The sequence below is a fragment of the Scytonema sp. PCC 10023 genome, assembly GCF_963920835.1.
GTDB lineage: Bacteria > Cyanobacteriota > Cyanobacteriia > Cyanobacteriales > Nostocaceae > Kalymmatonema.
The window spans coordinates 17391-42326 of the sequence record NZ_CAWUDP010000083.1; the positions used below are offsets into that span (position 1 = coordinate 17391).

The following is a 24936-nucleotide window of genomic DNA, read 5'->3' on the forward strand; positions in this document are numbered from 1 at the left end:
AAAACAATCAAAATTACAATTAACATTGCTTAGCGCCGTAACACACTCTATGCAGCGACGCTAACTACTTATTTGTTAGCATTTCTGGTAATTCTTTACCTTTAACAGCATTGTCGGAATAACCGGATACAGGAGGAACTTGCCAACCGTCTAGCGCGTCTTTAATGACACCAGCTACAGGTACAGCAATCAGCAACCCCAAGACTCCACCAATGTAGGTTCCGACTAGCAAAGAAATTAAAACCCATATTGGTCTAAGTCCTGTAAAACTGCCCAACAGTCTCGGAGCAATAGCCTGGTCAATTAATTGGTCAATGACAACAGCTACAGCTAAAACCCTTGCGGCTAGCCAAAAGTCATGTGACGCTATGATGAGGGTAACTACCGCAAGACTAACAACATCACCGAAGGGAATTAAGCTCAAAATCCCTACTCCCAAACCAAAGACTAAAGCAAACTGAACCTGAAAAACTAGAAACACTATAGTTAGTGAAATCCCCATTAGGAAAGCCAAAGCTACCTGACCAATTAAGTAATTTTGAAAATTCTGCTGAACTGATTGCCTCAACTGCTGACCAAAACTTAAGGGCAACTTTTTAAATAAACTGTCCCAAATTCTCTCACCATCGATTAACAAATAAAAAGTTAGCACGACTGTAATTAAAGCTTCGGAAATACTATCAATGGTGTCTATCACAATACTAAAAAGTTTATCCACCACATATTCCAATTCATTAGGTAAGTGATTGGTTATTTGAGTAAATATCTGATCGAAATTAACCTTTAAGCCGTGGCTAACTGACCAATGATTAAGAATCTGGAATTTTTGCTCACTAGAATCAATCCATTGAGGAAGTACTTTCCCCATTTCATTAAACTGATCTAAAATAATAGGAAACACAGTCATTCCTAAAGCAAATATAATGATCAAAGTTGATATAAAAACTAATGTAACTGCATAATTTCTTTTCACTCCCCGTTTTTGGAGAATCGAAACAGGATAATTCAAAATGAAGGCAAGTAGAGCGGCTAAAAGAAAAGTTGTCAATAGAGGTTGAAAATATTGAAAAACTTGAACCGCTAGCCAGCCATTAAGAAAGACTAGTGGAAACAGTAGTGTCAAAATTAACCATTGCAGTAGTTTGGTAAGTGAAATATCCATATTAAAGAGTCATTAAAGGGTCAAAAATTGTAATTTGGGCAAAGTTCATTTATAATAATAAATCTAATTAATTACAAAGCACTTGGTAGAGACGCTCAGATAGTGCTTTTGATAATCTTGCCGTCCATAGCCAACCATTGTTGTTGAAGAAAGCGAATCATCTCTTACCCAGTTACGGCACACTGTTGAACCAATACGCTTCAGTTAAGGATTGTTGCTCTTGAATTTCACAACCTGTAGAGACCGTACAGTACAGTCTCTACAGGTTGCCAGTTGTCAGTAAGTAAATTATCTTATCCAAACCGCATTGGGGATGATGGGTAGTAGGAAGAGTACAAGAGAAATTCTTGTACTCTTCCCATCACCCCGTCCCGGCTTTAGCCCTCAGGACTTGTTTCTGAGGATGGCGTCGGTCTGAGTCTTTCCCGCCAAGAACGTGTTGGAGTTGAAGAACCTGAGGAGGGCGAGGAGTTGGTTGCAGGAGGTGTATACTGTCGCCTACTTCTTCTTGGAGTTGAAGAATTGGATTCTTCTGTTCTATATCGCCGTCGCCGTGGACGATACGATTGTGAGGATTGTGAGGATGACTCACTACTGGAACTTGATTCTTCGCTACGATAACGACGACTGTAGCGCCTTCTTGGTCTTGACGTTTCCTCTTGTTGTTGCTGCTCCTGTTGATAATAGCGTCTCCTATTTCTGCGTCTTCTAGATGAAGTCTCCTCGCTACTATTATCATCAGAAGTTACTTGTTGACTTCTTCGTCGTCTATATGACCTGCTAGAATTTTCTTCATCAACTTGCTGGTCATTCGAGGTAACGGGGCGATTTATAATTCGCTTAGCCTTGACAGGTTTCGCCTTTATAGTACCTTTTCGACCTTCTAGCTTGGGTCTTTCAGGAAACTTTTCAACCGGTATTTCCTTGACCACTTTTTCCATGAATTCATGCCAGGTGTCAGCAGCACTACCACTGCTACCCCAAGTCGGTTTGTTGTCGTCATTACCCAACCAAACCCCTGTCACAATTTGGGGAATATACCCAATAAACCATAAATCGCGGGCTTCATCAGTGGTACCAGTCTTGCCAGCAACGGGTCTATCTAATTGAGCAGGACGACCAGTACCATTTTGCACCACGTTGCGGAGCATCCAAGTCATGATAGCTGCACTTTCAGCGTCGATCGCCCGCTTCGGTTTGAAGTCAGCAGACCAAATCACCTTACCTCCACGGTCAATAATGCGGGTAATACCATGAGGTTCTACGTGTAAACCTTGAGTTGCAAACGAACCATAAGCGCTGGTCAACTCCAGCAAATTAACTTCTGCGGAACCAAGCGCCAAGGAATACATCGGTTTGAGGTCTGATTTAATCCCCATTTTGTGGGCAAGTTGGATGGTTGGTTCAAAACCCACTTTCATCAGCACCCTCACCGCAACAATATTGACTGATTTGGTGAGGGCGTCCCTCATCGTCAGCCAACCTCGGAAACCCTCATCGAAGTTTTTCGGTTCATAGCCATCTATCACTAGGGGTGAATCGAGGTAGCTGTTATAGGGGCTGATCCCGCTTGCTATAGCAGCAGCATAAACAAACCCTTTGAATGTTGACCCTGGCTGACGCTGTGCTTGGGTGACGCGATTAAATTGGTTCTTGCCAAAATCTTTCCCCCCAACCATTGCCTTAATTTCACCACTGCGGGGATCAACGGCAACTAAAGCCGCTTGCTTAAAGTTTTCCCAGCGACCTTGATTTCGCAACGTTTTGGCAACAGTTGCTTCCGCCGCCTTCTGCCAATTCAAGTTCAGGCTAGTTTCCACTGTGACGCCTGCTTTTAGTGCTTCGGGGGAAACATACTTTGGCAATTCTTTTTGAATGTAGCTGATAAAGTAGGGAGCTTCTACTTCCCATCGCTTAGGCGAACTGGGTTTGATGTTGATTGGTTCTGCGATCGCTGCTTGTTTTTCGGCTGCTGTAATAAATCCATCTTCCTGCATCCGTTGCAACACCAGATTTCGCCGCTGTTTTGCCGCTTCTGCATTCACTTGTGGTGAAAAGCGATTTGGGGCGGGAGGTAATGCCGCGATCGTTGCCATTTCGCTTAATGTCAGATCATCCACAGATTTACTATAGTAAACCCATGCTGCATCTGCGACACCGTAAGCCCCAGAACCTAAGTACACCAAATTCAAGTAGCGTTCCAGAATCTCGTCCTTGGACAATTGTTCTTCTATTTTCTGTGCCAGACGAGCTTCCTTGACTTTTCGCCAGACAGTTTTTTCTTGTTTCAGGAAGAGAATTCTTGCGAGTTGTTGCGTGATTGTACTACCACCTTCTACCACGTCTTGCGATCGCACGTTATTCAAAACTGCTCTGACAATTCCTTGGGTATCAACTCCATTATGTTTGTTAAATCTTCTGTCTTCCGAAGCAATAAAAGCTTTCTTAAATTTATCTGGTATTTCCTCTATCTTTAACTGTTCTCTAGTTGCTTCGCCTTGCTGTTGTATGATCGTTCCATCACCAGCTTTAATAGTCAGTGTACGCTCTCGAACAATCGCGTTGAGTTCAGCTTTATCGGGTAGACTTTGGTCTATTGCCGCAATACCAGAGCCTATAGCAATCATTCCACCACTTATACCCAACCCTGCCCAAAACCAATAGCGACGATAAAGCGGTTTATTACTGCCAGGAAGTTTGGAGAGTATCTGGTTGAGTAATTGGTTTCGCTTTAAGCGCTTGATTGGTGATGTCGTCTCCGAAGTGGATTCTTCGTTGTTATTTTGATGACCAGGCGGCGATTCTGGTTTCTGCTTATCAGCGTCACTCGACTTTGCTGGTCGTTCCTTGAACCACGAGCTAAACTTAACCACGTCAATTCCTCACCAAAATCAAAGGGCGGAAGCCCCGTCTTTTTAAGACTGGGGACGAAGTCCGACGGGAAAGGTAGCCCGTAAGACTTATCCCTAGCTCCCGTTTCCGGGAAACCCCTTTCGGGTAACGTTTGCCTCGTTAATGTTCAGAGTCGGTAACTGTCCAGGTTGCACTGCCTAAACTTCTGTCGGACGTTTAACAATCTGGTTCTAGGGTCGCGGGACTGGCAAGCATCCCGGAGTAGGAACTTAAACACTTGCTCTGAACGTAGCCCGTCAATGGACTGAAACTGGTCAACTAGAGTTAACTACAAGCCCCTGCCTTTTACGGATGGGAATTGTACTCAACTAGAAGTCGTTGACTTCAAGCAGTTGCAATCTAACCGCCATAAAAAGTTTTTAGATTAGTGCGCCACATTCGTGATATTTTATCACTTCATGATTAATTTAATATATTTATTTTGGCATTTTGGCAAAATTTTATTGTAATTTTGCGTTATTCTTTATACAAAATTATATTTGATTATTGCTTCAAGCAATACTACTGTAGAAAGAATTTGAAACAAAAAAGCAAAAGACGTTGCTTAATGAATGTTCGTAGTGCAATTGCTCTTGGGAGTAATCTTGGTGATTCTCGTGCTATCTTGGAAGCCGCTATTGAAACTTTAGCCCAAACTCCGGGAATTCTCTTAGAAGCTAAATCGAGTTGGTACAAAACTAAAGCCGTCGGACCACCACAACCAGATTACATAAATGGCGCTGCAATACTGCGGGTCGATATGTTACCACAGTTGCTGTTAAAAACTTTGTTACAAATTGAAAATAAATTTGGACGCGTACGACAACAACGTTGGGAAGCACGCACCCTAGATTTAGATTTGTTGTTATATGATGACTTAATTTTGAATACACCAAACTTACAGCTTCCTCATCCCAGAATGCGGGAGCGAGCGTTTGTGTTGGTACCACTTGCGGAAATTGCTCCAGATTGGATAGAACCAATTTCCGGGTATGCTATTAAACAGTTGGTTAAAGCGGTAGACTGTTCTGAAGTACACCGATTGGTGAGCAACTAATTTGACCAACCATAAACACAGACAACGCTGATTTTTACATCCTCCGAAAGTGTTAGTCTGTGTCTTTTTAAACAATGGAATTCGATTATGCCATTAGGTAGAGAATTACCCCAGCTGCTGAAAGAGCGCTTGTACTACAAAGGGCGCAAATTTAATTTTGAGGTCAATCGCTTACGTTTACCTAACAACGTAGAGGGAGAATGGGAATGCGTTCGTCATCCAGGTGGCGCTCTGGCTATACCCGTCACTCCAGAAGGTAAACTAATACTCGTGCGCCAGTATCGTTTCGCGGTTCAGGGAAGGGTGTTAGAGTTTCCTGCTGGTACATTAGAACCAAACGAAGACCCCCTAGAGACGATTCAGCGTGAAATAGAGGAAGAAACTGGCTACCGCGCCCAGAAGTGGCAAAAACTAGGAGAGTTTTTCCTTGCACCGGGGTATTCTGACGAAATCATCTATGCTTATTTAGCACAAGATTTGGAAAAGCTGGAGAAACCACCAGTACAAGACGAAGACGAGGATTTAGAAATAGTGTTTTTCACTCCAGAAGAACTGGAAAAATCTATTCTGGAAGGAGAGCCTGTAGATGCTAAATCAATTTCTAGCTTTTTCCTAGCTCGTCCGTTGTTGAATCAGTTTTATTCAAATGTAGAACAGTAGTACACTCTTATACTACTCAATACTACACTGATTATGCTGCTATTGGCGGTTGCGATGCTTACACTGCAGCCTTCTTTGTATGCTAGGAAGATGATAGTTTACATGGATTTGAGTGCATACGTAGAGCATCCCCGCCATAAAATCCGATCAGGTGGCGATACTGAGGATATGCAGATGAGCATTGCTATTGTAGAAAAGCTCATATCTCAACTACTGTGGACGGCAAAAGTTTTAGTCAGCAGCTTTGTCACAGCTTGTTTATAACATTATTGAATTGAACAAGACCACCGCTTTATTAAACGGGTGAATTCAGGGATGAAATTCGGATCGGGAGTTGTTGCATAATTAAGAGCTGATTGATACGAAAGCTCTGTCGTTTAATAGTTTTTGCAACATAACCCTAAAAAATAAGCATGAAAAAACTCGTCCTCCAGCTGATCTTGGTCATTCTGGTGCTATGTAGATTGGTGGGTGATGCTGCTGTGAATAGCCCAGCGTCTGCTTCAGGCTGCGCGATCGCCACCCGTTCCGCCCCTATTAGCAATGGAACGTTGTCCTACAACGAGGTTGGCACTGGACAACCGATCTTACTGCTGCATGGACTATTTGCAGACAAAGAGCAGTGGAACAGTATGATGTGTCAGTTGTCTCTTGCGGGCTATCGGGCGATCGCTCCCGACTTACCGGGCTATGGTAACAGCACCGGGTTCGCAACGAGGGACTATACCCTGGAGAATCAGGTTGCACTGCTGCACCAGTTAACGAATCAATTAGGAATTCGCTCGTTTGATATGGCAGGGAGTTCGATGGGAGGAGCGATCGCCACCCTTTACAGCCAGCGTTACCCGGAACAGTTGCGTAGCCTTGCCTTTATCGGTTCACCTTTAGGTGTGACTGATTGGGCTTCAAGCGTCAGAAATGCCATCTTTGACGGCATAAACCCCTTTATTCCAACCACCAAAGAACAGTTTGACCTGGAAATTAGCCTGCTGTTTGTCACGGCTCCCACCATCCCTGATTCTGTCAAAACAGAGAAAGTGAACGACTACATCACTCGTAACCGTCACTATCAACAGGTTTGGGACATCGTGAACCTGTACGATGACGTTCTCTGTCAGGGGCGATCAACTCAGCTACCGACTCTTGCTATTTGGGGCACAGAAGACAAGATCTACGACATTCGTGGAGCTGATCGGCTGCAACGCTGTATTCCTGGAAGCCAAGTGATCCGATTACCAAAGGCAGGACATCTGCTGCTAATAGAAAATTCAGAGGAGGCAACTGCAAATTACTTAAGATTTCTCAATGTGTTTCACTCTAAAAGCACATTGCCAATGTCTTAGAAAGCAGTCATTTTTATGCGTAACTTCTGTATTTCACCGTTATAACAAGAACAATGGCTAAAAATTTTAATAGCAATTCACAACTTCCCTCAAAGAGCCAATCTCCTATCAGTCGCACAGCAAAGCCAAGTTCTGAGTTCTACTCTATTTTTTCTGAAGAAGAAGTTTTAGGGATAATTCATGCATTAGAAGTCAGACGAGAAATACCTCTAAAGTATTCTTACAAAGGTAGAGGCGCAAAAATTTGGGATGATTTTTATCAAAAATATATTATTCCTACATGGTATCGGACATCAAATGTAGAAATTGACCTTTTAAAAAAGAATTTTGAATACATTAATGGCAATCATCAAAATTGTGAGAAAGTCAGTGTTATAGATGTAGGAGCAGGAAATTCATATCCTGTCAAAAGATTCATTGGTAGACTTAATAAATTAGGTAAAATTAATAAATATATTGCCTTAGATATTAGCGAAGAATTACTGAATTTATCCAGTAAAAATTTTAGTAAGTGGTTTCCACTAATAGAGTATAAAAGTTACACACTTGACATAGAAAATCGTTGTATACCAAAAAATTGGTTAAAAAATCAGACTAGCCTTGAAACTGACGATACAGCAAAAATATTCTTACACTTAGGTGTGACAATTGGCAATCATCAAAATAGAAATGGAGTACTCAAAAACTTTAGAGACAGCATGGAGAAGAATGATTTTCTGGTGTTCACTAACGAAATTGGTTCTAACTCTCAATGGGATGGAACAGTGAGAGGTGGCTGCAAGTATCATGCAGAACAAGTCTATGCATGGATTAAAAACAAGATTGGGATTAGATCGCAAGATTGTGAACTTGTGAGAAAGTATGATTTAGAAACAGATAGTGTAGTTGCGAATATGAAACTCCGTCAGGGCTATACTATAAATTTCAATTTTATGGAAATAGATAAGAATATTGAAATCTCTGAAGGTGAAGAGATAACTATTTGGAGACATCACAAGTACGAAATACCTAAACTTCTGCAAGAAATAGAACGAGCTGGACTACAACTCGTCCACTATAGTACTAATAAATATTTCTCACATATCATGGTGATTTGTAAGGTTGCCAGTAACTAAGCCTTTACAGCCGTTTGCATTAAATACGAATGCACCAATGGGCATTATTTTCAAATTCCCATAACCAATGACTAATATTTATCCGGAATTACATCTTATACATTTGTAGCTTTGTTGTGTAAATACTATTTATATACCTTACTTTTCATGGGATGTGGAGAACCTCTCTCCAAACCTCTCTCCTACAAGGAGAGAGGCTTTTACCTTAGCCCCTTCCCTAGTAGGGAAGGGGGCTAGGGGGTTAGGTTTTTCGTTGATTTTTCCACATGGCGTGAAAAGTCAGATTTATATACAACCTCATATTTGTACTAGCCCATTAGTATCGCAGATGACATAAAAAAGAGATTTCACGCAGCTTGCGCTATCCGTGGTTTCAAGATGAGTAAAGTCATTTCTGAATTAGTTGAGCAATAATTGGTTGTAAATGAGACTTATTCATCTAAATCTGGATCTAACAGTGTTGGTGGAAACAAAGCAGCTAAGTAGTGACGGGGTAAAGCAGCTTGGATAAAAAATATGAGGTTATCTGGTGAGCAGCGTAGAAAATTACAAGAAGCTTTAATTGATGCTTTTCCTGACAAAGCATCTCTAGAGCAAATGTTATTGCTTGAGTTAGAGAAAAATTTAGACGCAATAGCAGGTGGTAATACTTTAACAGATATTGTATTTAATTTAATAGAAACAGCAAAAGCTCAGGGATGGGTTAAAGACCTAGTTCGTGCTGCCCATGACAGGAATCCAGGGAACCCAAAGTTGCGAACTGTTGCCCAAGAACTGTTAACGGGTTCTGCGGCTATACCTTCTACACAACAGCAAAAGAAACGAAGAGATTTATTGAAAGCTGTTAAGCTTGAAGTTAACTCACGGCTAGAACAGTCTCTACATAAAGCAGTACTTATTGAACTTGGAAAGGAGTTACAACCAGAACGGGTAAAGCGACCTTGGGATGCTGAAGTCAAAATCGGAGTAAAGCCTCCTGAATCTATTCCTGATACTACCAAAATCATTGATGTTTTTACCGACTCTAAAATTGTAGGTAAGTTGTTAATTTTGGGTGAGCCTGGATCAGGTAAGACAACTACACAATTAGAATTAGCACAAGATTTAATTACACGAGCTGAAGAACAACCAGATTATCCTATTGCAGTATTGTTAAACCTTTCTTCTTGGCAAGATCAAGACCAATCAATTATTGATTGGTTGATTGCTGAACTCCAGTTTAAATATAGTGTCCCAAAACCACTTGGACAAGAATGGTTACAAAATCAGCAACTTCTACCTCTACTAGACGGTTTAGATGAAGTAAATTCAACACTTCAGGAACCTTGCATTAACGCTATTAACCAATTCTTGCAAGAATATAGATATCCCCATCTAGTTGTTTGTAGCCGTAGCGAAGAATACGGCAACCATTCTACGAAGCTTCTTCTCAACGGAGCAATCTATTTACAGCCTCTAACTAATAATCAAATTGATGATTATCTCAATAAAGTTAACTGTACAGACTTACAGCGAACAATCCATAATGACTTAAATTTACTAGAGTTAATCAGAACACCTTTTTTCCTTAGTGTTAGTATTTTAGCTTTTCCAGGAATATCCATTGACAGATGGCAGCAGTTATCATCTACCACTGACAGGATTCAGCATTTATTAGATGTCTATGTAATCCGAATGTTGAACCGTGAAATTCGCAATAAAGCATACGCTAAGAAAAATCCTCCTCGTAATAGACAAACTCGAATGTGGCTTGTTTGGTTAGCTCAGCAGTTAGAAAGAGAATCTAAAACTGAATTTTTAATTGAAGAAATACAGCCTTACTTGTTAAGGGATCCGTCTCAAATAAGAAACTATAGAAAGATTAATGGGCTGATTAATGGGCTGATTAATGGGCTGATTAATGGGCTGATTAATGGGCTGATTTTTGGGCTGATTGTAGGGCTGATTGTAGGGCTGATTGTAGGGCTGATTGTAGGGCTGAATTCTTGGATATCTCCACTCCAAATACAACAAATAAAACTTATTGAAAATGTTATTTTTTTCAAAAATACAAAAAAAGAATTCATTTATCATCTGATTACTGGGCTGATGGGAGGGCTGATGGGAGGGCTGATGGGAGGGCTAGACAATGGGCTGATTTTTGGGCTGATTTTTGGGCTGATTTTTGGGCTGATTAATGGGCCGATTAATGGGCTGATTTTTGGGCTGATTTCTGTGCTTTCTGGGTCGATTAATGGGCTGATTTTTGGGCTAATGGGAGGAGGGCTGATTGAAGGGCTGATTTCTGGGGAGCCTGAGCCAGTTGTAGAAACTAAAAAAAAACCTAATCAAGGTATTTGGAAAACTGCCACTAATGCTGTTTTGATGGCATTGATTTCTGGGCTGATTGTAGGGCTGATTTCTGGGCTGATTGTAGGGCTGATTTTTGGGCTGATGGGAGGGCGGATTTCTGGGCTGAATTCTGGGCTGATTTTTGGACTGGCTTCTGGGATGATTTTTGGGCTGACTTCTGGGATGAGATATGGTGGAAGTAGTTGTATTCAACATTTCTCACTCCGGCTAATCCTTTACTTCAACGGTTACATTCCCTGGAACTATGCCCGTTTCCTTGATTACGGTACAGAGCGTTTATTCCTTCAACGTGTGGGTGGGCGCTATCGTTTCATTCACAAAATGGTGCAAGACCACTTCGCCTACATGGAGTTTGAGCGGGATTAAAAATATAGATGATATTTAGTATAAGTAATAAAAAATATGAAATTATCTGGTTTGCAACGTAAAAAACTATTAGAAGCTTTAAATGATGCTTTTCCTGACAAAGCATCTCTGGAGCAAATGTTAGCGTTTGAGTTAGATAAAAATTTAGACACTATAGCTGGTGGTAATAGTTTACAAGATATTGTATTTAATTTAATAAAAATAGCAGAAGCTCAGGGATGGGTTGAAGATTTAGTTTATGCAGCACGTAGGTTTAATTCTGGGAACCCGCTCTTAATTGTTATTGCTGAAGAACTGTTCCCAATGAAATCTCCGGAATCACATAAAGTTCCCTCACTTAACATTCACCCAGAGCAAAGTACTCAACAGCAAAAAATATTGATTTTGGCAGCAATTCCTGATAGATTACGTTTGGATAAAGAAATTCGGGAAATAGAAGAAGCTATTAAACGGGCAGTAAAACGGGATTTGTTTGAAATTAAAGTTAAAACCGCTGTACGTCCTCAAGATATTCGTCATGCAATTGCAGAAGAACAACCTCAAATTGTTCATTTTTGTGGACATGGAATGGAAGATGGCAGTTTAGTCTTAGAGGATGATGGAGGAAACAATAAGCCAGTTGCACCATGTAGTTTAGCATCTCTGTTTAAGTTACACGCTGATTATGTTAAATGTGTACTGCTTAACGCTTGTTATTCAGAAAAACCTGCTGTAGCAATTAGCCAATACATTGATTATGCGATTGGGATGAATAATCCAATCCAAGACAGTGCGGCGATTGAGTTTGCTAAAGGATTTTATGATGGACTGGGTTATAAAATTGTCAATAATCAAGATTTGTTTCAACGAGCCTTTGATGAAGGCATGGTTGCCATTGAGATGGAAAATCTCTCACAAGGGTCAATACCAGTTTTGAAAAAAAGATGAGAGATGTATAAAGCAATAAACAGGTGGCTTTAATCACTCCGCAATGCAGCAATGATATCAATCTTGGTGGCTTTGAGTGCCGGCAAGAAACTAGAACCCACCCCTACCGCAACAGCAGCTCCCATTGACAAGGCAACATTACGCAGAGAAAACTGATAGGGGGCTTGGATGATGACTGTGGTTGCTGTCTGGGTTAAGCCATGCACGCTGATAATCGCCAAGGTACCACCAAAAATGCTCAAAAGGAGTGCTTCCAGGATGAATTGCACCATAACCTCAAATTGAGTAGCCCCAAGTGCGCGGCGAATGCCAATTTCTTCGATGCGTTCCAAAACAGAGGCGATCGTAATATTAGCAATACCTACACTTCAGATGGCATGACGAATCATGATATCAAGTCCGGTTGAATACTTATCATTACCCTAAGAACCCCACCCCCGTAAAGCTACGCTTCACGTCCCCTCCCCGCTTGCGGGGAGGGGATTAAGGGGTGGGGTGCAGTTAACGTGGCAATCATAACTAATTAACCGGACATGATATGAGACACCATGCTAACGTTCCCGCTGCCAACAATGACGGTGTCAACCAATCACCCCAACGTACGTATAAAGTCTGAGTTTGCCGTCGATAAATTGTTTCTGTATGCACTTCGTACGTATTATGTCCAGATATCCACACTGTTTTGCCGTGCGGATTCACAAAAGCTGAATATCCTGTATTTGTTGCCCGCACTGCCCATCTATCAGTTTCTATCGCCCGCATGATATCCTGTGCGTGGTGCTGAGCGGGCATAGCTGCACTGTAATGGGCATCATTGGAAGCACTTAGTATAAATTGCCCACCCGCAGCAGCTTGACGGCGAAATTGCCCAGAAAAAGCAGATTCGTAACAAATACCAACAATAGCGCGACCAAAAGGCGTGTCAAATACCTGATTTGGCGAGCCTGGAACTTGATGTTCGTCCAAAGGCGATAAACGGCTAATGATACCGCCTAAAATTGATTCAAACGGAATGTATTCCCCAATTGGAACCATCTTTGCTTTGCCGTAGCGGCTTTTTATCTCACCATCGCCAGCGATCGCAAATAAACTATTTGTATAGCTGCTTCCTTGTTTATAAAAACCGCCAATCCAAGCAACCACGCCTTTTTCTCGCACTGCTGTTACCAAAGAACTTCCCATAATGGCATCCTGGAAAAAAGGCAAAGCGCCTTCTGGAGTTAGCACTGCATCTACACCTTGATCAGCTAGGGCTAGATATCCACTGGTGTAGCCTTCAATAGCACGACGAAAACCTTCAGGATAAAGCTTGATTTCGTTGGGGACATTTCCCTGAACAATCCCCACTTTCAGGGCTGCTTGTGGTAATTGGGCTAGAGGACGGCTGTATAAACCAAAACCAATGAGATGGAGAGTGATAAATAACGCTACAGCGCTTCCGAAATAAAAGAACCGCAGAGGCACAGAGGACACAGAGGAGAAAATAAAGTTTTTCTCTGCGCTCTCTGCGTCTCTGCGGTTTATAAAAGCTTCAGCAATCAAGCCATTCACGGCAACAATAGCCGCTGTCACCGCACTAGGTCCAGAAAGTTGACCTAGGTGTAAAATTGCGAGATTATGCGGGCTTTGAGTGTAAGAAAGTGAACTCCAGTACAAAGGTCCGGCACTCCAAAGAGCTTCTAAAGCGCACCATAGAGCTGTACCAATGAGGACGCGAACAAATCCGTTGTGGATGGAACGGCAAAACACTCGCATCGCGATCGCCCAACTCGCAACTAACGCAGCTCCCCAAAGGCTGATGAATACCCAGCAAAAGAGAGCGATCGCTAAACTCGCCAACCAAGGAACCCCCATCCAAGTCATCGGGTGAATCCCCGTAATCCAGGATAAGGCAACGCCGTGATAACCAATACCCCAAGCGAGTGATAGGGGGATAGGGGGGAATGAGTGTTTCCGTTGTGCAGAAGAACTCACAACTAATACCCACAGGGGAGCAAGGGCAATCCACGCTAATAACCACGCGCCGAAAGGTGCGACGGTCAACCCCATCAAAACACCACTAAATAGAGCAATCAAGTAGGGGATTAAGATTGTAAACCTCTCCCCCTGCTTCTGTTGCTCCCGTTGGCGCAGCCTGTCCGCAGGACTCAGCTTCTTACTCTGCCTCTGCTGCATCACCAGTATCGGGGGGAACGATCGCCACTCCCGTGATTACGTCATCTTCATCAAGGCGTTGCACTCGCACCCCAGTTGCTGATCGCGATTGTACTGATATCGCATTCACTGCCTGACGAATGATGATACCGCGACTGGTCACCATCATAATTTCATCGTCGCTGTTGACAATGTGCAGAGTTGCCAGTTGGTCTTTGATTTTGCGATTTTTGAATTTGGTTGCCGTTAGACCTTGACCGGCGCGATTTTGCAGGCGGAACTGGGCAACTGGGACGCGTTTGCCGTATCCTCCCATTGTAATCACCAACGCCCAAGGACCAGTACTGCCGTTGCCTGGGACTTCTGTGGATTCTTCATTTTCAATTTCTTCTGTTTCGATTTCCTCGATTTCCGCTTCTGTGTCTGTATCTAAAGTGGCAAGAATCGCAGCGGGCAGAATATCCATTCCCACCAGTTCATCACCCTTACGCAATTTCATCGATTTTACGCCACGAGTTGCCCGTCCCAGGGGACGCAGTTGTTCGTGGGTGCATCTAAAGTGAATTGCCATACCCTGACGCGAACCAATAATCACGCTGTCTTCTACTCTGGCGCGTCGTACCCACCGGAGTTGGTCGCCTTCTTCTAAGGATATGGCAATCAAGCCGTTGGCACGAATATTGCTAAACGCTGCTAACTCGGTTTTCTTGATATTGCCGCCCTTGGTAAGCATGACCAAATATTCATCGCTGCTAAACTCGTCAACAGGGACAATCGAGGTGATTTTCTCCTCTTTGGGAATGGGTAGCATTTGCACAATTGGTGTGCCGCGACTGGTACGAGAACCAACGGGGATTTGATACGCTTTCAGGCAGTAAACAACACCTCGTTGACTAAAAAATAGAATGCTGTCATGGTCGCAGCAAGTCAAGAAATGCTCAACGTTATCATCTTCTTTGATTTTGGCTGCTGCTTTACCTCTGGTTGCACGGCTTTGCGCTTCAAAGGTACTGACTGGCATTCGTTTGATGTAACCTTGCTCAGTCAGCAGAATTAGAGCTTTTTCATTGGCTATCAGATCACGCTCATCAATTTCTCCTTCAAGAGGTGAAATCACCGTGCGGCGCGGTGTGGCGTGTTTCTGTTTGAGTTGCGTGACTTCGTTTTGAATGATTTCTAAAATCCGCTCTCGCCGTGCCAAGATATCCTGCAAGTTAGCAATGATTGCTTGTAATTCTTCGTGTTCGGAGCGGATTTTGTCTGCTTCTAGAGCGGTTAAACGCCGCAGTTGCATTTGCAATATCGCATCTGCTTGCGCTTCCGAAAGCCCGTAGGTTGTGATTAACTCCCCTTTTGCCGTCGGCGCATCAGAAGCATGGCGAATTAAGTTAATAATTTCATCTAAGTGTGCTAAGGCAATCAATAAGCCTTGCAGTATGTGGTCGCGTTCTTCGGCTTTCCGCAGTTCGTAACGGGTGCGTCTGGTAATGGCTTCAATGCGGAAATCCAAAAAGACTTGCAAAAACTCCTTGAGGGTGAGTATCTGCGGTTCGCCATTCACCAGCGCCAGCATATTCGCCCCAAAGTTGGCTTGCAAGGGTGTTTGCTTGTAGAGGTTATTGAGGACGACACGGGGATAAGCATCGCGCTTAAGTTCGATAACAATTCGCATCCCATCGCGATCGCTTTCATCCCGAATATCGGCAATTCCCTCTAGCCTTTTTTCGTTCACCATCTCGGCAATTTTTTCAATCAACGCCGCCTTATTGGTTTGGTAAGGCAATTCGGTGATGATAATTGCGTCTCTGTCAGGGCGTCCCCGTTGTTCAATAGTTTCAATTGTAGCCACGCCGCGCATGGTGATTGAACCGCGCCCGGTGGTATAAGCTTCTTTAATTGCTGTCGTCCCTAGAATCTGACTTCCAGTAGGAAAGTCAGGTCCGGGGATATACTGCATTAACTGAATGTCGGTTATTTCTGGATTTTCAATCAGTGCTACCAACCCATCAATCAATTCACCCAAGTTATGCGGGGGGATGTTGGTTGCCATACCCACCGCAATCCCAGAGGAACCATTGAGCAGCAACTGCGGGATACGTGCTGGCAAGACTGTAGGTTCTTGCTGTGAAGCATCAAAGTTATCGATGAAATCGACTGTTTCCGATTCGATATCTTGCAGAAGAGCATCGCTGGTTAAAGCTTCCAAACGGCATTCTGTGTATCGCATTGCCGCTGGTGGATCGTTGTCTACCGAACCGAAGTTTCCATGTCCTGCGATCAGGGGAGATCTCATGGAAAAATCCTGCGCCATCCGTACCAAAGCGTCATAGACTGCTGTGTCGCCATGCGGGTGATATTTACCCAACACTTCCCCTACCACACGAGCGCATTTACGAAAGGGGCGATCAGCGCTCAACCCTAGTTCATGCATTGCGTAGAGAATGCGACGATGCACAGGTTTCAGACCATCCCTGGCGTCTGGTAGTGCCCGACCTACAATTACGCTCATCGCGTATTCCAGATATGACCGGGACATCTCAATCCGCAGATCTGTTGGGATAATCCTCTCCTGAGAGGTTGTCATAACCTAAAAAACTCCAAAAATTGCAAATTTTAGCCGTTATACTGAGAAAAGAGCAAAAATGTTCCCAATTATTGCTGAATAATTACCGTTATTTGATACAATTTTAACATATACTGCTGTTTTTTGGCTTGTCCATGAACAGTTAACAGTGAAAATAAACAGTTTTTAAGCTGTTAACTGCTAGTTAATAACTAATTACTCATGACCGATGAGTGCTTCTTGCCCAGACTTAAGTTGAGATGCAATAAAAGGGGCTTTAGGAGCCAGAAAAAATCCAATCAAACTGGCAAACAGGATTGGAGTCAAGGGACTAAAGTTGGTCAATTTTGACAGCAGCAAGGTCGTACTTATGGGTGTGCGCGTCACCGCTGCATTGATAGCTGCCATCGTACAAATCATTGCCAGGGTAGGATTAAGTCCAGGAATCAGCGCTGCAACTGCTTTGCCGATACAAGCACCAGTGAAAAATAGGGGAATAATAAATCCACCGCGCCATCCACCTGTGACAGTCATGCTGATGGCAGCCATTTTAGCCAAGGCAAGCGCAAACAAGAAAAGAGCAGGAAAGCTTTGATTGACAACCTCATCTAACTCCTCATGTCCAAAATAACGGGTGAGAGGTAAAACAGTTGCTAAAATGCCCAGTCCCAGTCCTGCTATGGTTGTGCGTAAATAAATTGGTCCACCAATCAAGGCAAAAACTCGGTCAGATCCGCGAAAAATACCCATAAAAATCCATCCTGCCACGACCCCGACAATCCCAAACATGATAGCTACGGCAAAATCATCAATGCTATCTAGGTGATACTGAGGGAAATGCCAAGTGGGTGCAATCCCCAAATGTGTAATTGCTGCAAAGACGAGATAACTAGCGCAACTCGAAACAATAGCAGGCATCAGGGCTTCGTAATACTCCACAATATGCTGGTGGTGCAAAATCTCCAAGGCGAACATAGCACCGCCAAGAGGTGCGCCAAACAAAGCAGTAAAGCCCGCAGCCATCGCCGCCAAACTCATAGATCTAACGTCTTCACCTTCGAGTCTTAAACGGTTAGCAACCCAAGTGCCAAACGAACCTGTAACCTGTACCAGTGGAGCTTCTGGTCCAGCACTGCCGCCTGCTGATATGCTGACTAGGGAAGCAAGAATCATTGAGGGATTTTTGCGAGCATCCAAGCGTCCGCCCTGAAAATGGATGTTATCTACGATGACGCCAATTTCACCAGGATTCCCAAGGTAATGAATCACCACACCGATAATTAAACCAGCCAGTGGCATCAGGAACAGGAGAGTAGGACCCTGAAATTTTTGGAGTCCATGAATCATGAGTTCTAGGACATTCCAGTACAGCCCAGCAAATAAACCACAAAAAGTTCCGACAACAACCCAGCGTAAAACCCAGCGCGAAATCATGAAAGGATTACGCCTTGCTCGTCCAAAAAGCTGAGAGAATGTCCAACGTTGAGTTTGCTCTGTGGAGGGGCGCTTGTTTGGTAGCACTGCTGATTTTCCTGTCTAAATGAAACGAAAGTTACAAAAATTTTACAATTTTTATGCTTACTTTCATCTTCCTCATCTCAAGAACTGCTCCCTGATGGGAGCATCCTCAATTTAAGCCCCAAGATAGTGTGGGCAACGCAACAGGAGAGTTTAAGCTGAGGCGTGTAAGGTTGGGTAAATAATCATGTCTAGCGAAACAACTCCTAATCAAGCCGAAAAGACAAATCCACCAAGCGATGAATCGCAATTAAGCCCGGAGATGCTTGACAAAATTAAGCATCCGCCAAAAATGGATGATGTATTGCTTGGTTTATCACCAGATGAAATTAGGGGAAACCAAGCAGTAGTACCGGACATGCTTGATGAACCAACTGATGAAATGATTGGATTCAGCAAAGAGTAGTAAGGATACAATTTCATTCAGTATCTAGCTGCCCAATTTACTCGCCCTATGTTAAGCGTCATTTATTCCGAAGAGTTTCTGGATCATAAAACTGGGTCTTTTCATCCAGAGAAACCAGAACGGCTAACGGCGATCGCCACCGCCCTAAAAGGTGCTAAGTTTGCACAACACATTGAATGGCGCTTACCCACTCCACCCGACAAGCGCCCTCTCATGTCTGTGTTGTCACAAGCACATACGCAACGCTACATCAAAAAACTCCAAGAAATTGCTCTTGCTGGCGGCGGTTCTTTGGATGGAGATACGCCTGTTTCCCGGCGCAGTTATGATGTTGCTTTGTTGGCGGTGAGTGCTTGGTTGGATGGAGTTGATACTGTGCTAGGAACTGGCAAACCAGCATTTGTGCTGGCGCGTCCACCAGGACATCACGCCGAAAGTGATGCAGGAATGGGGTTTTGCTTATTTTCTAATGCGGCGATCGCTGCTCTTTATGCTTTGCAACAACCAGGAATTCACCGTGTCGCCATTCTTGACTGGGACGTGCATCACGGAAATGGTACGCAGGCGATCGTAGAAAATCACCCACAAATCGCCTACTGTTCTTTGCATCAGTACCCCTGCTATCCAGGTACTGGACATTATACAGAGCGAGGGTTTCATAACAATGTCCTAAATTTGCCTTTTCCTCCTGGCAGCGATATCGGAATATACCAACCAGTGTTTGAAACCAAGGTTGTGCCTTTTCTATCGAACTTTCAGCCGGATTTACTGATTGTGAGTGCAGGTTACGACGCCAACGCCGATGACCCCTTAGCTAGTATAAATTTGCAACCGCAAGATTATGGTTTATTCACAGATTATTGTCTGGAAATAACTCGTAAAATTTTGTTTGGCTTGGAAGGGGGTTACGATTTTGACGCACTTGCCAAATCAGTGTTAGCAACAATTGAGCGCTGCGTTGCGTGAAAATTCAGTCAAAAACGTAACTATGCACCTAGGCGTAAACAGTCAAATAACCCAACTTTTTGCAACATCAAGATGACCTATTCTCTGATGATCTAGCGCTATCGTCGCGAGTCACAACTCCACAGGCTATTCGTCCCCCGCCAGCTTCTGCTGCCGTCCCGCCAGCTTTCTGTTGATCAGTTAACTGGTGAATGATGATTGCACTACCATTGTTGTCAAACAAGGTAGTGGGACTTTCACTTAGGGTGACTCGACTGGTCAATGCATTGTACGTTGCGTATCCGTGTTCATCCACCACCAAATTTGGCAAGTCACCGAGATGGTACGGATGGTTTGCCTCCACAGGAACTTCCGAACCAAAAGGACCAGGGTCAAAGTGTCCACCACTGGTGCTAAAAGCAGGTTGGGCATCGGGTTCGCACACACCCACACTATGAATATGCAGTCCGTGCAAACCGGGAGTCAGTGTTGCCGGGTTGCCTTGAATCCTACCTCGAATCCTCACTAACCCATTCTCTTGCTGCGTCAGAGTTAAGGTGCCGGTAATGTCTGTACCTACAAAATCGGCTCTTGCTCCAAGCGAACTTTGAGCCAAGCTGACTTGCCCGAATGCGAGTCCGCAAACCAGCACTATGCAAAAGGTTATCCCAAAGAAAAATAAAGATTTGAACTGCGAAAACTTGATGACCATGACTTCCTGCGGTAATAAAAAATCACTTAAGTAGATTCTACATTCCGCAGGTGTCTTGTTAAGTAAATAATATTGTAGAACTTACCTATTGAAAAAGTTGACAAAACGTGTTTTAAATTTTACCAGCTAATGTATCTTAGCTGAGGGTTCGTAGCAGCAAACTTTGTTCTTTATCTTGTGCCAGGCTCAATGTTTAACCAAGCACAACTTAGCGACAGGCTTGGTGATAATCATCGTCTGTAGATAAGCACACAGGTGTGGTCATACACCGGTTTTCAGCTAAGGTGGCATTGCTCACCAATACCTTAAATGTGCATCACATGGGCTTTTAGGGGCAATGCCCAACGCCAGATGCGTGGCTGCCGGGAAACCCTAGTCGAGCACTGGCTCCCCTACGATTTGTGGTCTAATCATGTGAAAAGCGTTGTAAGTAGTTGGCTAGCACAAAAATACACCCTGTCTTCCTTGTCTCCCTTGTCCATTCCATCAACAGGTTTTGACCACACCTTAAGCACACAGATGTATGCACCGGGAAGCGATCCGCGATTAACCTCGGTCAAATGATCAAGCTATTTCTCAGGAGATTTCAAAGCCTGATCTAGCACCTGTCGAGCCTGTTCTGCTTTTGCTCTTGCTTCTTGATAACGCAGATTAGCTTGGGCATAATTTTTGAGAACTTTAAAACCTTCCTTCAGGCGAGTAATTTCCTCCTCAGTCACAGATTTATCTGAAAATAAAACGTCAACCGCCTTGCGAACTTCCATCGCTTCAGTGCGTGACTCCTGCACTTTCAACTTGAGGGTGGCTAGGTTGCTCAAAATCTGGACAGCCTGTGTAATGGCGTCCTCATCGCTAGCGGTCTCGCTTGACGTTTCTTTGACTTCAATAAGTTGTTGAGGACCAAATCCATCTTCCAGTTCCGTAGGTAACTGACCTTCATCCATCAGTTTCATCAACTGATCCATTGCTTTTTCACGGGCTTTGGCTGAATCTTTACCAGGAACAGAGAGGATGATTTCTGGGCTTTGAGCAAGAGTGTACTGAACCATAATTAAGCAGAAAATTTGCTAGTAAACCAAGCCAGGGTAATAATCTTAACGCGAAATCAAGCTGTAAAACCAGCAAATGATGAACAATGCAAGAATAACCGTTTGTTAAACAGGAGCGGGAGAGTTTTTCTTTTTTGAGGAAATTAACTAGAGCGCTCCACTCTGATCAGGAGTGCAGAATTAACTATCTTTGTTCTGAAAAATCAAACTTTATACTGGAAGAAGTAGGATTATTTTTCGCTGCGAGGGAAGAGCGATGGCTCCCAATCCCACCATCATGCAAGCTGTGGAACAATTAGGTTACCGCGTCACTGTTGGAGACGTGGCAACTCAGGCTGGATTAAATGTTGCGCTGGCAAATCAAGGGTTATTAGCCCTTGCAACTGAAGCTGGCGGACATTTACAAGTCTCTGATACAGGTGATATTGTTTACTTATTTCCAAAAAACTTTCGAGCAATTTTACGTAACAAGTATTTGCAATTACGGTTGCAGGAATGGTGGAAAAAGCTTTGGGGCATTCTGTTTTACCTAATTAGGATTTCCTTTGGAATTTTCTTAATTGTTTCCATCGCCCTGATAACTATCACCATTATCTTAATCATCACTGCTGCCAACTCAGACCGCGATAGCAACGATAGGGGTGACAATTTTACTGGTGGTTTTTTCTTTTTCCCAGATTTATTTTGGTATCTTAGCCCAGATTATGACACCCGTCAGAGAGAAAGACGGCGGGAGAAAAGCAATCTGAATTTCTTTGAAGCTGTATTTTCGTTTTTGTTTGGCGATGGCAATCCCAATACCAAGTTAGAAGAACGCCGTTGGCAAGAAATTGCTACGGTAATTCGTAACAACCGAGGTGCCGTAGTCGCGGAACAAATTGCACCATATCTAGATAATATTGGAGAAGGTTCAGCAAAAGAGTACGAAGATTATATGCTGCCCGTTCTGACTCGGTTTAACGGGCAACCCAAGGTGAGTCCTGATGGGCAGATTGTTTATTACTTCCCAGAGTTGCAGGTGAGTGCTACCAAAAAGTACCGTCAGCCTCTTTCAGCTTATTTGGAGGAATTTCCTTGGCGATTTAGTGCGGCAACTTCAGGACAAATTCTGCTAAGTGCAGGGTTGGGTGTAGCAAATTTTGTCGGCGCATTAGTGCTCTTAAGTTTGTTGAGAGATGGTACGATCGCCGCCCAAGTAGGTGGACTTGTCGCTTTTGTCCACGGCATTTATTGGGTATTATTAGCTTACGGAACAGGTTTCTTAGTTGTCCCGTTAATACGGTATTTTTGGATCCAGTGGCGCAATAGCAAAATTGCTGAACGCAACCGCGATCGCCTATCCCGTGCAAGACAACTTGCAAGCGCAGACTCTGTTTTGCAGCAAAAAATAGCTTATGCTCAGCAGTTTGCAAAAGAAAAAGTCCTTGGTGATGAAGATTTGGTCTACTCTACCGAAACTGACTTATTAGAACAGGAAGTAGAACGTTCTGAACAAATTGACGCTGAATGGCAAAAACGCCTGCAGCGAGGGAGTGAGGGACGGAGGGAATGAGGGAGTGAGGGAGTGAGGGAGTGAGGGAGTGAGACAAGGAAGAGCAAAGAAATAACTTCCTCCTCATCCCCCTTATCCTCCTCATCCTCCTCATCCTCCTCATCCCCTCATCTTCGGCTATTTCTTAACCTGAATAGGCGCTAAAGCAACGCCTTTGTAGTAGTAATTCAAAATTTGTAGGTGATTGTATCCCCGCTTTGCTAGATTGTAGGCTCCCCACTGGCTCATGCCCAAAGCGTGACCATAGCCAAGTCCTCTGAGTGTAAAGCCTCCATTCCCGTTGCTGACGTTAAAACGGGTACTTTTTAGCTTTAGAGCTGTACGCACATCCTCGCCCCTGAGGACTTTCTCGCCTTTATCGCCGACAATTTTCAGAGATGTGACGCTTCCGAAAGGTGATGTACTCTCAGGAATCATTTGCTTCACATTGCCGATTTCCGGAATTTGGGCGCTGATTTCCGTAGGAGAAAAAGTTCTGATCCAGTTGCATTCGCTGATATTTTGGTCAAAGTCTGGAACAGCACGCAGGTATGGTTCGCGACTTCCCCAAACATCTTCTGAGTTTTCGGTGTGTCCGCCAGAACACGCGTGGAACACAGAAAGAATAACCCTATTTCTATAAGTCAGTACTTTCCCGGCTGTAGCATCCACTGCGGCTAAGGTGGTACGAGATTCACTGCTGACGCCTTTGTAAATTTGCCAACGATCCGGTGTATCACCCAAATCGTAAATGGGATTATTGCGTTGTTTTTCGCGCTCGTAAAGAGCATATGTACGGGCAGCGATCGCTTGAGCTTTTAAGGCTTCTAAGGGCCACCTGGAGTCCATTTCGCCACCGATTACACTGTAGAGATATTCTTCCAAATCAACCCAGTTAACGACAGATAAGCCTTTTTCTGACGGAACAACAAGAGTTCTGCCCCGATACCAGCGATCGCCTATATAAACGAATCCCTTTCCTGATGGCTCAACCCAAAATAGATTAGATTGCCACTTATCCAAAGCAACTCCACCAGGAACCGCTTGGGCATAATAAGCACTCATTCCTGGCAACTGTCCCAGAGTACGACCGCTGCTATCCTTGACAACTGCAGTTGTAGAACTACCGACTTTTACCTGTTTAACGTCTCTTTCAATTGCCACGCGGAGGATGACAGATGCTTGAGCTGGGGCAACCAGAGCTATCCAGATAACGATACCAAGCCACCAATGGCGTCCTTTGATATGGGAAAATAAAGATGCTAGGAACAGTTGGAACTTCATGCTGACAATTATAGTTACACTCGTGTACGCTTGACGCTCGCTTTTGTAGTAGTTTCCTGTAAGATAGGATTTCAACTCCATCAAATGATAGCTCAACAACTCCATCCACGAGCAGATGCGGCTTGTCCCTAACCGAGACGTGTTACTAAGTAGTCAAATCATTTAACAATTCGCTCATTTTTGTATATTTCGCTCCCACTCTTCTACCCATTGTTCTAATTTTTCTCTTAATAAAGGTTGCCACCCTGGTATTGCTTTTATCCTTTCCCTCAGTCCAGGTCTTACTTTCACCTGAAAAGGAATCTTGTCTAAAGCTTCATTTCCCTGTGGTCTAAACTTTATAGTCATGTTTTGTATTTTGATTTTGATTTCTAGTATACTAGATAGTGTAGCAAAAAAGCAAAGCAAATGTACTCCCTAAAGCTAGAGTTAAAACTCAATAACAAAGAAAAGACTAAGCTTCATGGATGTGCAGGATTTGCTAGATTTGTCTACAACTTTGGACTCTCTTTACCTAGTTCGGAGAGAAGGCTCCCGCCATACTGTACCCAGTTGGCGGTAGTTGCGGACGACGGTGAAAACCGAGACGCACCTTAACCAATTTTCTGTGTGACAGAAACAGGGCGGGGTGCAGTCGAGGTTTTGACAATCTCTGTCTTCGTGGTCACGGGGTCTTACACGAAAAAAATTGGCAGCCTTATTATTGTTGATCTGTCGGTGCACACGGGTACTCGTTGTTTGAAGGCTGCCAATTTTTTAGGGGACAAATGCGGAACAAGCGAGTTCTTCTCGCTGTCTTACCATATATAAGTCGTGGTAAGATTGTCTGATGATAGTATACGAAACCAAGTTGGAAGGAACAGATAGCCAGTATCGCAAGCTCGATGAAGCTTTGCGGAC

22 protein-coding genes are annotated in these 24936 nt (G+C 43.6%); 12 read left to right on the forward strand and 10 right to left on the reverse strand.

What is annotated here, in order from left to right; translation table 11 throughout:
• Positions 1-64: 64 nt before the first annotated feature.
• Both ACM0OZ_RS35785 and ACM0OZ_RS35790 read right to left on the reverse strand, forming a co-directional pair.
• Positions 65-1162 carry an AI-2E family transporter gene (locus tag ACM0OZ_RS35785; protein WP_414587588.1) on the reverse strand — a complete coding sequence of 366 codons (1098 nt, stop codon included), beginning with the start codon at positions 1160-1162 and terminating at the stop codon, positions 65-67.
• 377 nt (positions 1163-1539) lie between these two features.
• Entirely contained in the window at positions 1540-4035 is a 2496-nt protein-coding gene (locus tag ACM0OZ_RS35790) for a transglycosylase domain-containing protein (protein ID WP_414587589.1), read from the reverse strand.
• A 587-nt stretch (positions 4036-4622) separates the two neighbouring features.
• Between ACM0OZ_RS35790 and folK the strand changes: the two genes are divergently transcribed.
• From folK to ACM0OZ_RS35825, 7 genes are all read left to right on the forward strand, one after another.
• Positions 4623-5111: a 2-amino-4-hydroxy-6-hydroxymethyldihydropteridine diphosphokinase gene (folK, locus tag ACM0OZ_RS35795; protein ID WP_414587590.1), complete on the forward strand. Its 489-nt coding sequence runs from the start codon at positions 4623-4625 to the stop codon at positions 5109-5111.
• 87 nt (positions 5112-5198) lie between these two features.
• Entirely contained in the window at positions 5199-5771 is a 573-nt protein-coding gene (locus ACM0OZ_RS35800; protein WP_414587591.1) for an NUDIX hydrolase, read from the forward strand.
• A gap of 54 nt (positions 5772-5825) precedes the next feature.
• Positions 5826-6035, forward strand: a complete 210-nt coding sequence (locus ACM0OZ_RS35805) for a hypothetical protein (RefSeq protein WP_414587592.1) — start codon at positions 5826-5828, stop codon at positions 6033-6035.
• A 149-nt stretch (positions 6036-6184) separates the two neighbouring features.
• On the forward strand, positions 6185-7114 hold the full coding sequence (locus tag ACM0OZ_RS35810) for an alpha/beta fold hydrolase (RefSeq protein ID WP_414587593.1): 930 nt from the start codon (positions 6185-6187) through the stop codon (positions 7112-7114).
• Between the two features lie 53 nt (positions 7115-7167).
• Complete coding sequence (locus tag ACM0OZ_RS35815) at positions 7168-8229, forward strand: L-histidine N(alpha)-methyltransferase (RefSeq protein ID WP_414587594.1); 1062 nt, start codon at positions 7168-7170, stop codon at positions 8227-8229.
• A 516-nt stretch (positions 8230-8745) separates the two neighbouring features.
• A complete protein-coding gene (locus tag ACM0OZ_RS35820) occupies positions 8746-10947 on the forward strand; it encodes an effector-associated domain EAD1-containing protein (RefSeq protein ID WP_414587595.1) in 2202 nt (733 codons plus the stop codon).
• A gap of 36 nt (positions 10948-10983) precedes the next feature.
• The gene (locus ACM0OZ_RS35825; protein WP_414587596.1) at positions 10984-11874 is read left to right on the forward strand and encodes an effector-associated domain EAD1-containing protein; all 891 of its coding nucleotides are present in this window, start codon (positions 10984-10986) and stop codon (positions 11872-11874) included.
• A gap of 29 nt (positions 11875-11903) precedes the next feature.
• Here ACM0OZ_RS35825 and ACM0OZ_RS35830 read toward each other — a convergent pair whose 3' ends face one another.
• From ACM0OZ_RS35830 to ACM0OZ_RS35845, 4 genes are all read right to left on the reverse strand, one after another.
• Positions 11904-12233 (reverse strand): ABC transporter permease, encoded by a 330-nt coding sequence (locus ACM0OZ_RS35830; protein WP_414587609.1) that lies wholly within the window; start codon positions 12231-12233, stop codon positions 11904-11906.
• Positions 12234-12393: 160 nt separating this feature from the next.
• Positions 12394-14049, reverse strand: a complete 1656-nt coding sequence (lnt, locus tag ACM0OZ_RS35835) for an apolipoprotein N-acyltransferase (RefSeq protein WP_414587597.1) — start codon at positions 14047-14049, stop codon at positions 12394-12396.
• Positions 14030-16612 (reverse strand): DNA topoisomerase (ATP-hydrolyzing) subunit A, encoded by a 2583-nt coding sequence (gene gyrA / locus ACM0OZ_RS35840; protein WP_414587598.1) that lies wholly within the window; start codon positions 16610-16612, stop codon positions 14030-14032. Before gyrA ends, lnt begins: the two co-directional genes overlap by 20 nt.
• A 195-nt stretch (positions 16613-16807) precedes the next feature.
• Positions 16808-18112, reverse strand: a complete 1305-nt coding sequence (locus ACM0OZ_RS35845; RefSeq protein WP_414587599.1) for a chloride channel protein — start codon at positions 18110-18112, stop codon at positions 16808-16810.
• A gap of 184 nt (positions 18113-18296) precedes the next feature.
• Between ACM0OZ_RS35845 and ACM0OZ_RS35850 the strand changes: the two genes are divergently transcribed.
• Both ACM0OZ_RS35850 and ACM0OZ_RS35855 read left to right on the forward strand, forming a co-directional pair.
• Positions 18297-18515 carry a hypothetical protein gene (locus tag ACM0OZ_RS35850; protein WP_414587600.1) on the forward strand — a complete coding sequence of 73 codons (219 nt, stop codon included), beginning with the start codon at positions 18297-18299 and terminating at the stop codon, positions 18513-18515.
• A gap of 48 nt (positions 18516-18563) precedes the next feature.
• Positions 18564-19481: a histone deacetylase gene (locus ACM0OZ_RS35855; RefSeq protein ID WP_414587601.1), complete on the forward strand. Its 918-nt coding sequence runs from the start codon at positions 18564-18566 to the stop codon at positions 19479-19481.
• A 67-nt stretch (positions 19482-19548) separates the two neighbouring features.
• Here the strand turns inward: ACM0OZ_RS35855 and ACM0OZ_RS35860 are convergent, their stop codons facing one another.
• Positions 19549-20172 carry a superoxide dismutase family protein gene (locus ACM0OZ_RS35860; RefSeq protein WP_414587602.1) on the reverse strand — a complete coding sequence of 208 codons (624 nt, stop codon included), beginning with the start codon at positions 20170-20172 and terminating at the stop codon, positions 19549-19551.
• Between the two features lie 309 nt (positions 20173-20481).
• Here ACM0OZ_RS35860 and ACM0OZ_RS35865 point away from each other — a divergent pair, with 309 nt between their 5' ends.
• Positions 20482-20736, forward strand: a complete 255-nt coding sequence (locus tag ACM0OZ_RS35865) for a hypothetical protein (protein WP_414587603.1) — start codon at positions 20482-20484, stop codon at positions 20734-20736.
• Positions 20737-20741: 5 nt separating this feature from the next.
• On the opposite strand, the gene ACM0OZ_RS35870 is transcribed toward ACM0OZ_RS35865, so the two are convergent.
• Complete coding sequence (locus tag ACM0OZ_RS35870; protein ID WP_332996469.1) at positions 20742-21221, reverse strand: hypothetical protein; 480 nt, start codon at positions 21219-21221, stop codon at positions 20742-20744.
• Positions 21222-21477: 256 nt separating this feature from the next.
• On the opposite strand from ACM0OZ_RS35870, the gene ACM0OZ_RS35875 reads away from it, so the two are divergent.
• Positions 21478-22773 carry a hypothetical protein gene (locus ACM0OZ_RS35875; RefSeq protein ID WP_414587604.1) on the forward strand — a complete coding sequence of 432 codons (1296 nt, stop codon included), beginning with the start codon at positions 21478-21480 and terminating at the stop codon, positions 22771-22773.
• Positions 22774-22890: 117 nt separating this feature from the next.
• On the opposite strand, the gene ACM0OZ_RS35880 is transcribed toward ACM0OZ_RS35875, so the two are convergent.
• Complete coding sequence (locus tag ACM0OZ_RS35880) at positions 22891-24036, reverse strand: SpoIID/LytB domain-containing protein (protein ID WP_414587610.1); 1146 nt, start codon at positions 24034-24036, stop codon at positions 22891-22893.
• Positions 24037-24210: 174 nt separating this feature from the next.
• Positions 24211-24384, reverse strand: coding sequence for a hypothetical protein (locus tag ACM0OZ_RS35885; protein ID WP_414587605.1), 174 nt, complete (start codon positions 24382-24384; stop codon positions 24211-24213).
• A gap of 60 nt (positions 24385-24444) precedes the next feature.
• Here ACM0OZ_RS35885 and ACM0OZ_RS35890 point away from each other — a divergent pair, with 60 nt between their 5' ends.
• The gene (locus ACM0OZ_RS35890) at positions 24445-24633 is read left to right on the forward strand and encodes a helix-turn-helix domain-containing protein (protein ID WP_414587606.1); all 189 of its coding nucleotides are present in this window, start codon (positions 24445-24447) and stop codon (positions 24631-24633) included.
• Positions 24634-24936: the final 303 nt, after the last annotated feature.

Coding starts and splice junctions, on each gene's coding strand:
- ACM0OZ_RS35870 (WP_332996469.1), bottom strand. CDS start 21,221: ATGGTTCAGTACACTCTTGCTCAAAGCCCAGAAATCATCCTCTCTGTT.
- ACM0OZ_RS35885 (WP_414587605.1), bottom strand. CDS start 24,384: ATGACTATAAAGTTTAGACCACAGGGAAATGAAGCTTTAGACAAGATT.
- ACM0OZ_RS35810 (WP_414587593.1), top strand. CDS start 6,185: ATGAAAAAACTCGTCCTCCAGCTGATCTTGGTCATTCTGGTGCTATGT.
- ACM0OZ_RS35850 (WP_414587600.1), top strand. CDS start 18,297: ATGTCTAGCGAAACAACTCCTAATCAAGCCGAAAAGACAAATCCACCA.
- ACM0OZ_RS35805 (WP_414587592.1), top strand. CDS start 5,826: ATGCTTACACTGCAGCCTTCTTTGTATGCTAGGAAGATGATAGTTTAC.
- ACM0OZ_RS35785 (WP_414587588.1), bottom strand. CDS start 1,162: ATGGATATTTCACTTACCAAACTACTGCAATGGTTAATTTTGACACTA.
- ACM0OZ_RS35820 (WP_414587595.1), top strand. CDS start 8,746: ATGAGGTTATCTGGTGAGCAGCGTAGAAAATTACAAGAAGCTTTAATT.
- ACM0OZ_RS35855 (WP_414587601.1), top strand. CDS start 18,564: ATGTTAAGCGTCATTTATTCCGAAGAGTTTCTGGATCATAAAACTGGG.
- ACM0OZ_RS35875 (WP_414587604.1), top strand. CDS start 21,478: ATGGCTCCCAATCCCACCATCATGCAAGCTGTGGAACAATTAGGTTAC.
- ACM0OZ_RS35800 (WP_414587591.1), top strand. CDS start 5,199: ATGCCATTAGGTAGAGAATTACCCCAGCTGCTGAAAGAGCGCTTGTAC.
- ACM0OZ_RS35880 (WP_414587610.1), bottom strand. CDS start 24,036: ATGAAGTTCCAACTGTTCCTAGCATCTTTATTTTCCCATATCAAAGGA.
- ACM0OZ_RS35890 (WP_414587606.1), top strand. CDS start 24,445: ATGTACTCCCTAAAGCTAGAGTTAAAACTCAATAACAAAGAAAAGACT.
- lnt (WP_414587597.1), bottom strand. CDS start 14,049: ATGCAGCAGAGGCAGAGTAAGAAGCTGAGTCCTGCGGACAGGCTGCGC.
- ACM0OZ_RS35815 (WP_414587594.1), top strand. CDS start 7,168: ATGGCTAAAAATTTTAATAGCAATTCACAACTTCCCTCAAAGAGCCAA.
- ACM0OZ_RS35860 (WP_414587602.1), bottom strand. CDS start 20,172: ATGGTCATCAAGTTTTCGCAGTTCAAATCTTTATTTTTCTTTGGGATA.
- ACM0OZ_RS35865 (WP_414587603.1), top strand. CDS start 20,482: ATGTGCATCACATGGGCTTTTAGGGGCAATGCCCAACGCCAGATGCGT.
- folK (WP_414587590.1), top strand. CDS start 4,623: ATGAATGTTCGTAGTGCAATTGCTCTTGGGAGTAATCTTGGTGATTCT.
- ACM0OZ_RS35825 (WP_414587596.1), top strand. CDS start 10,984: ATGAAATTATCTGGTTTGCAACGTAAAAAACTATTAGAAGCTTTAAAT.
- gyrA (WP_414587598.1), bottom strand. CDS start 16,612: ATGACAACCTCTCAGGAGAGGATTATCCCAACAGATCTGCGGATTGAG.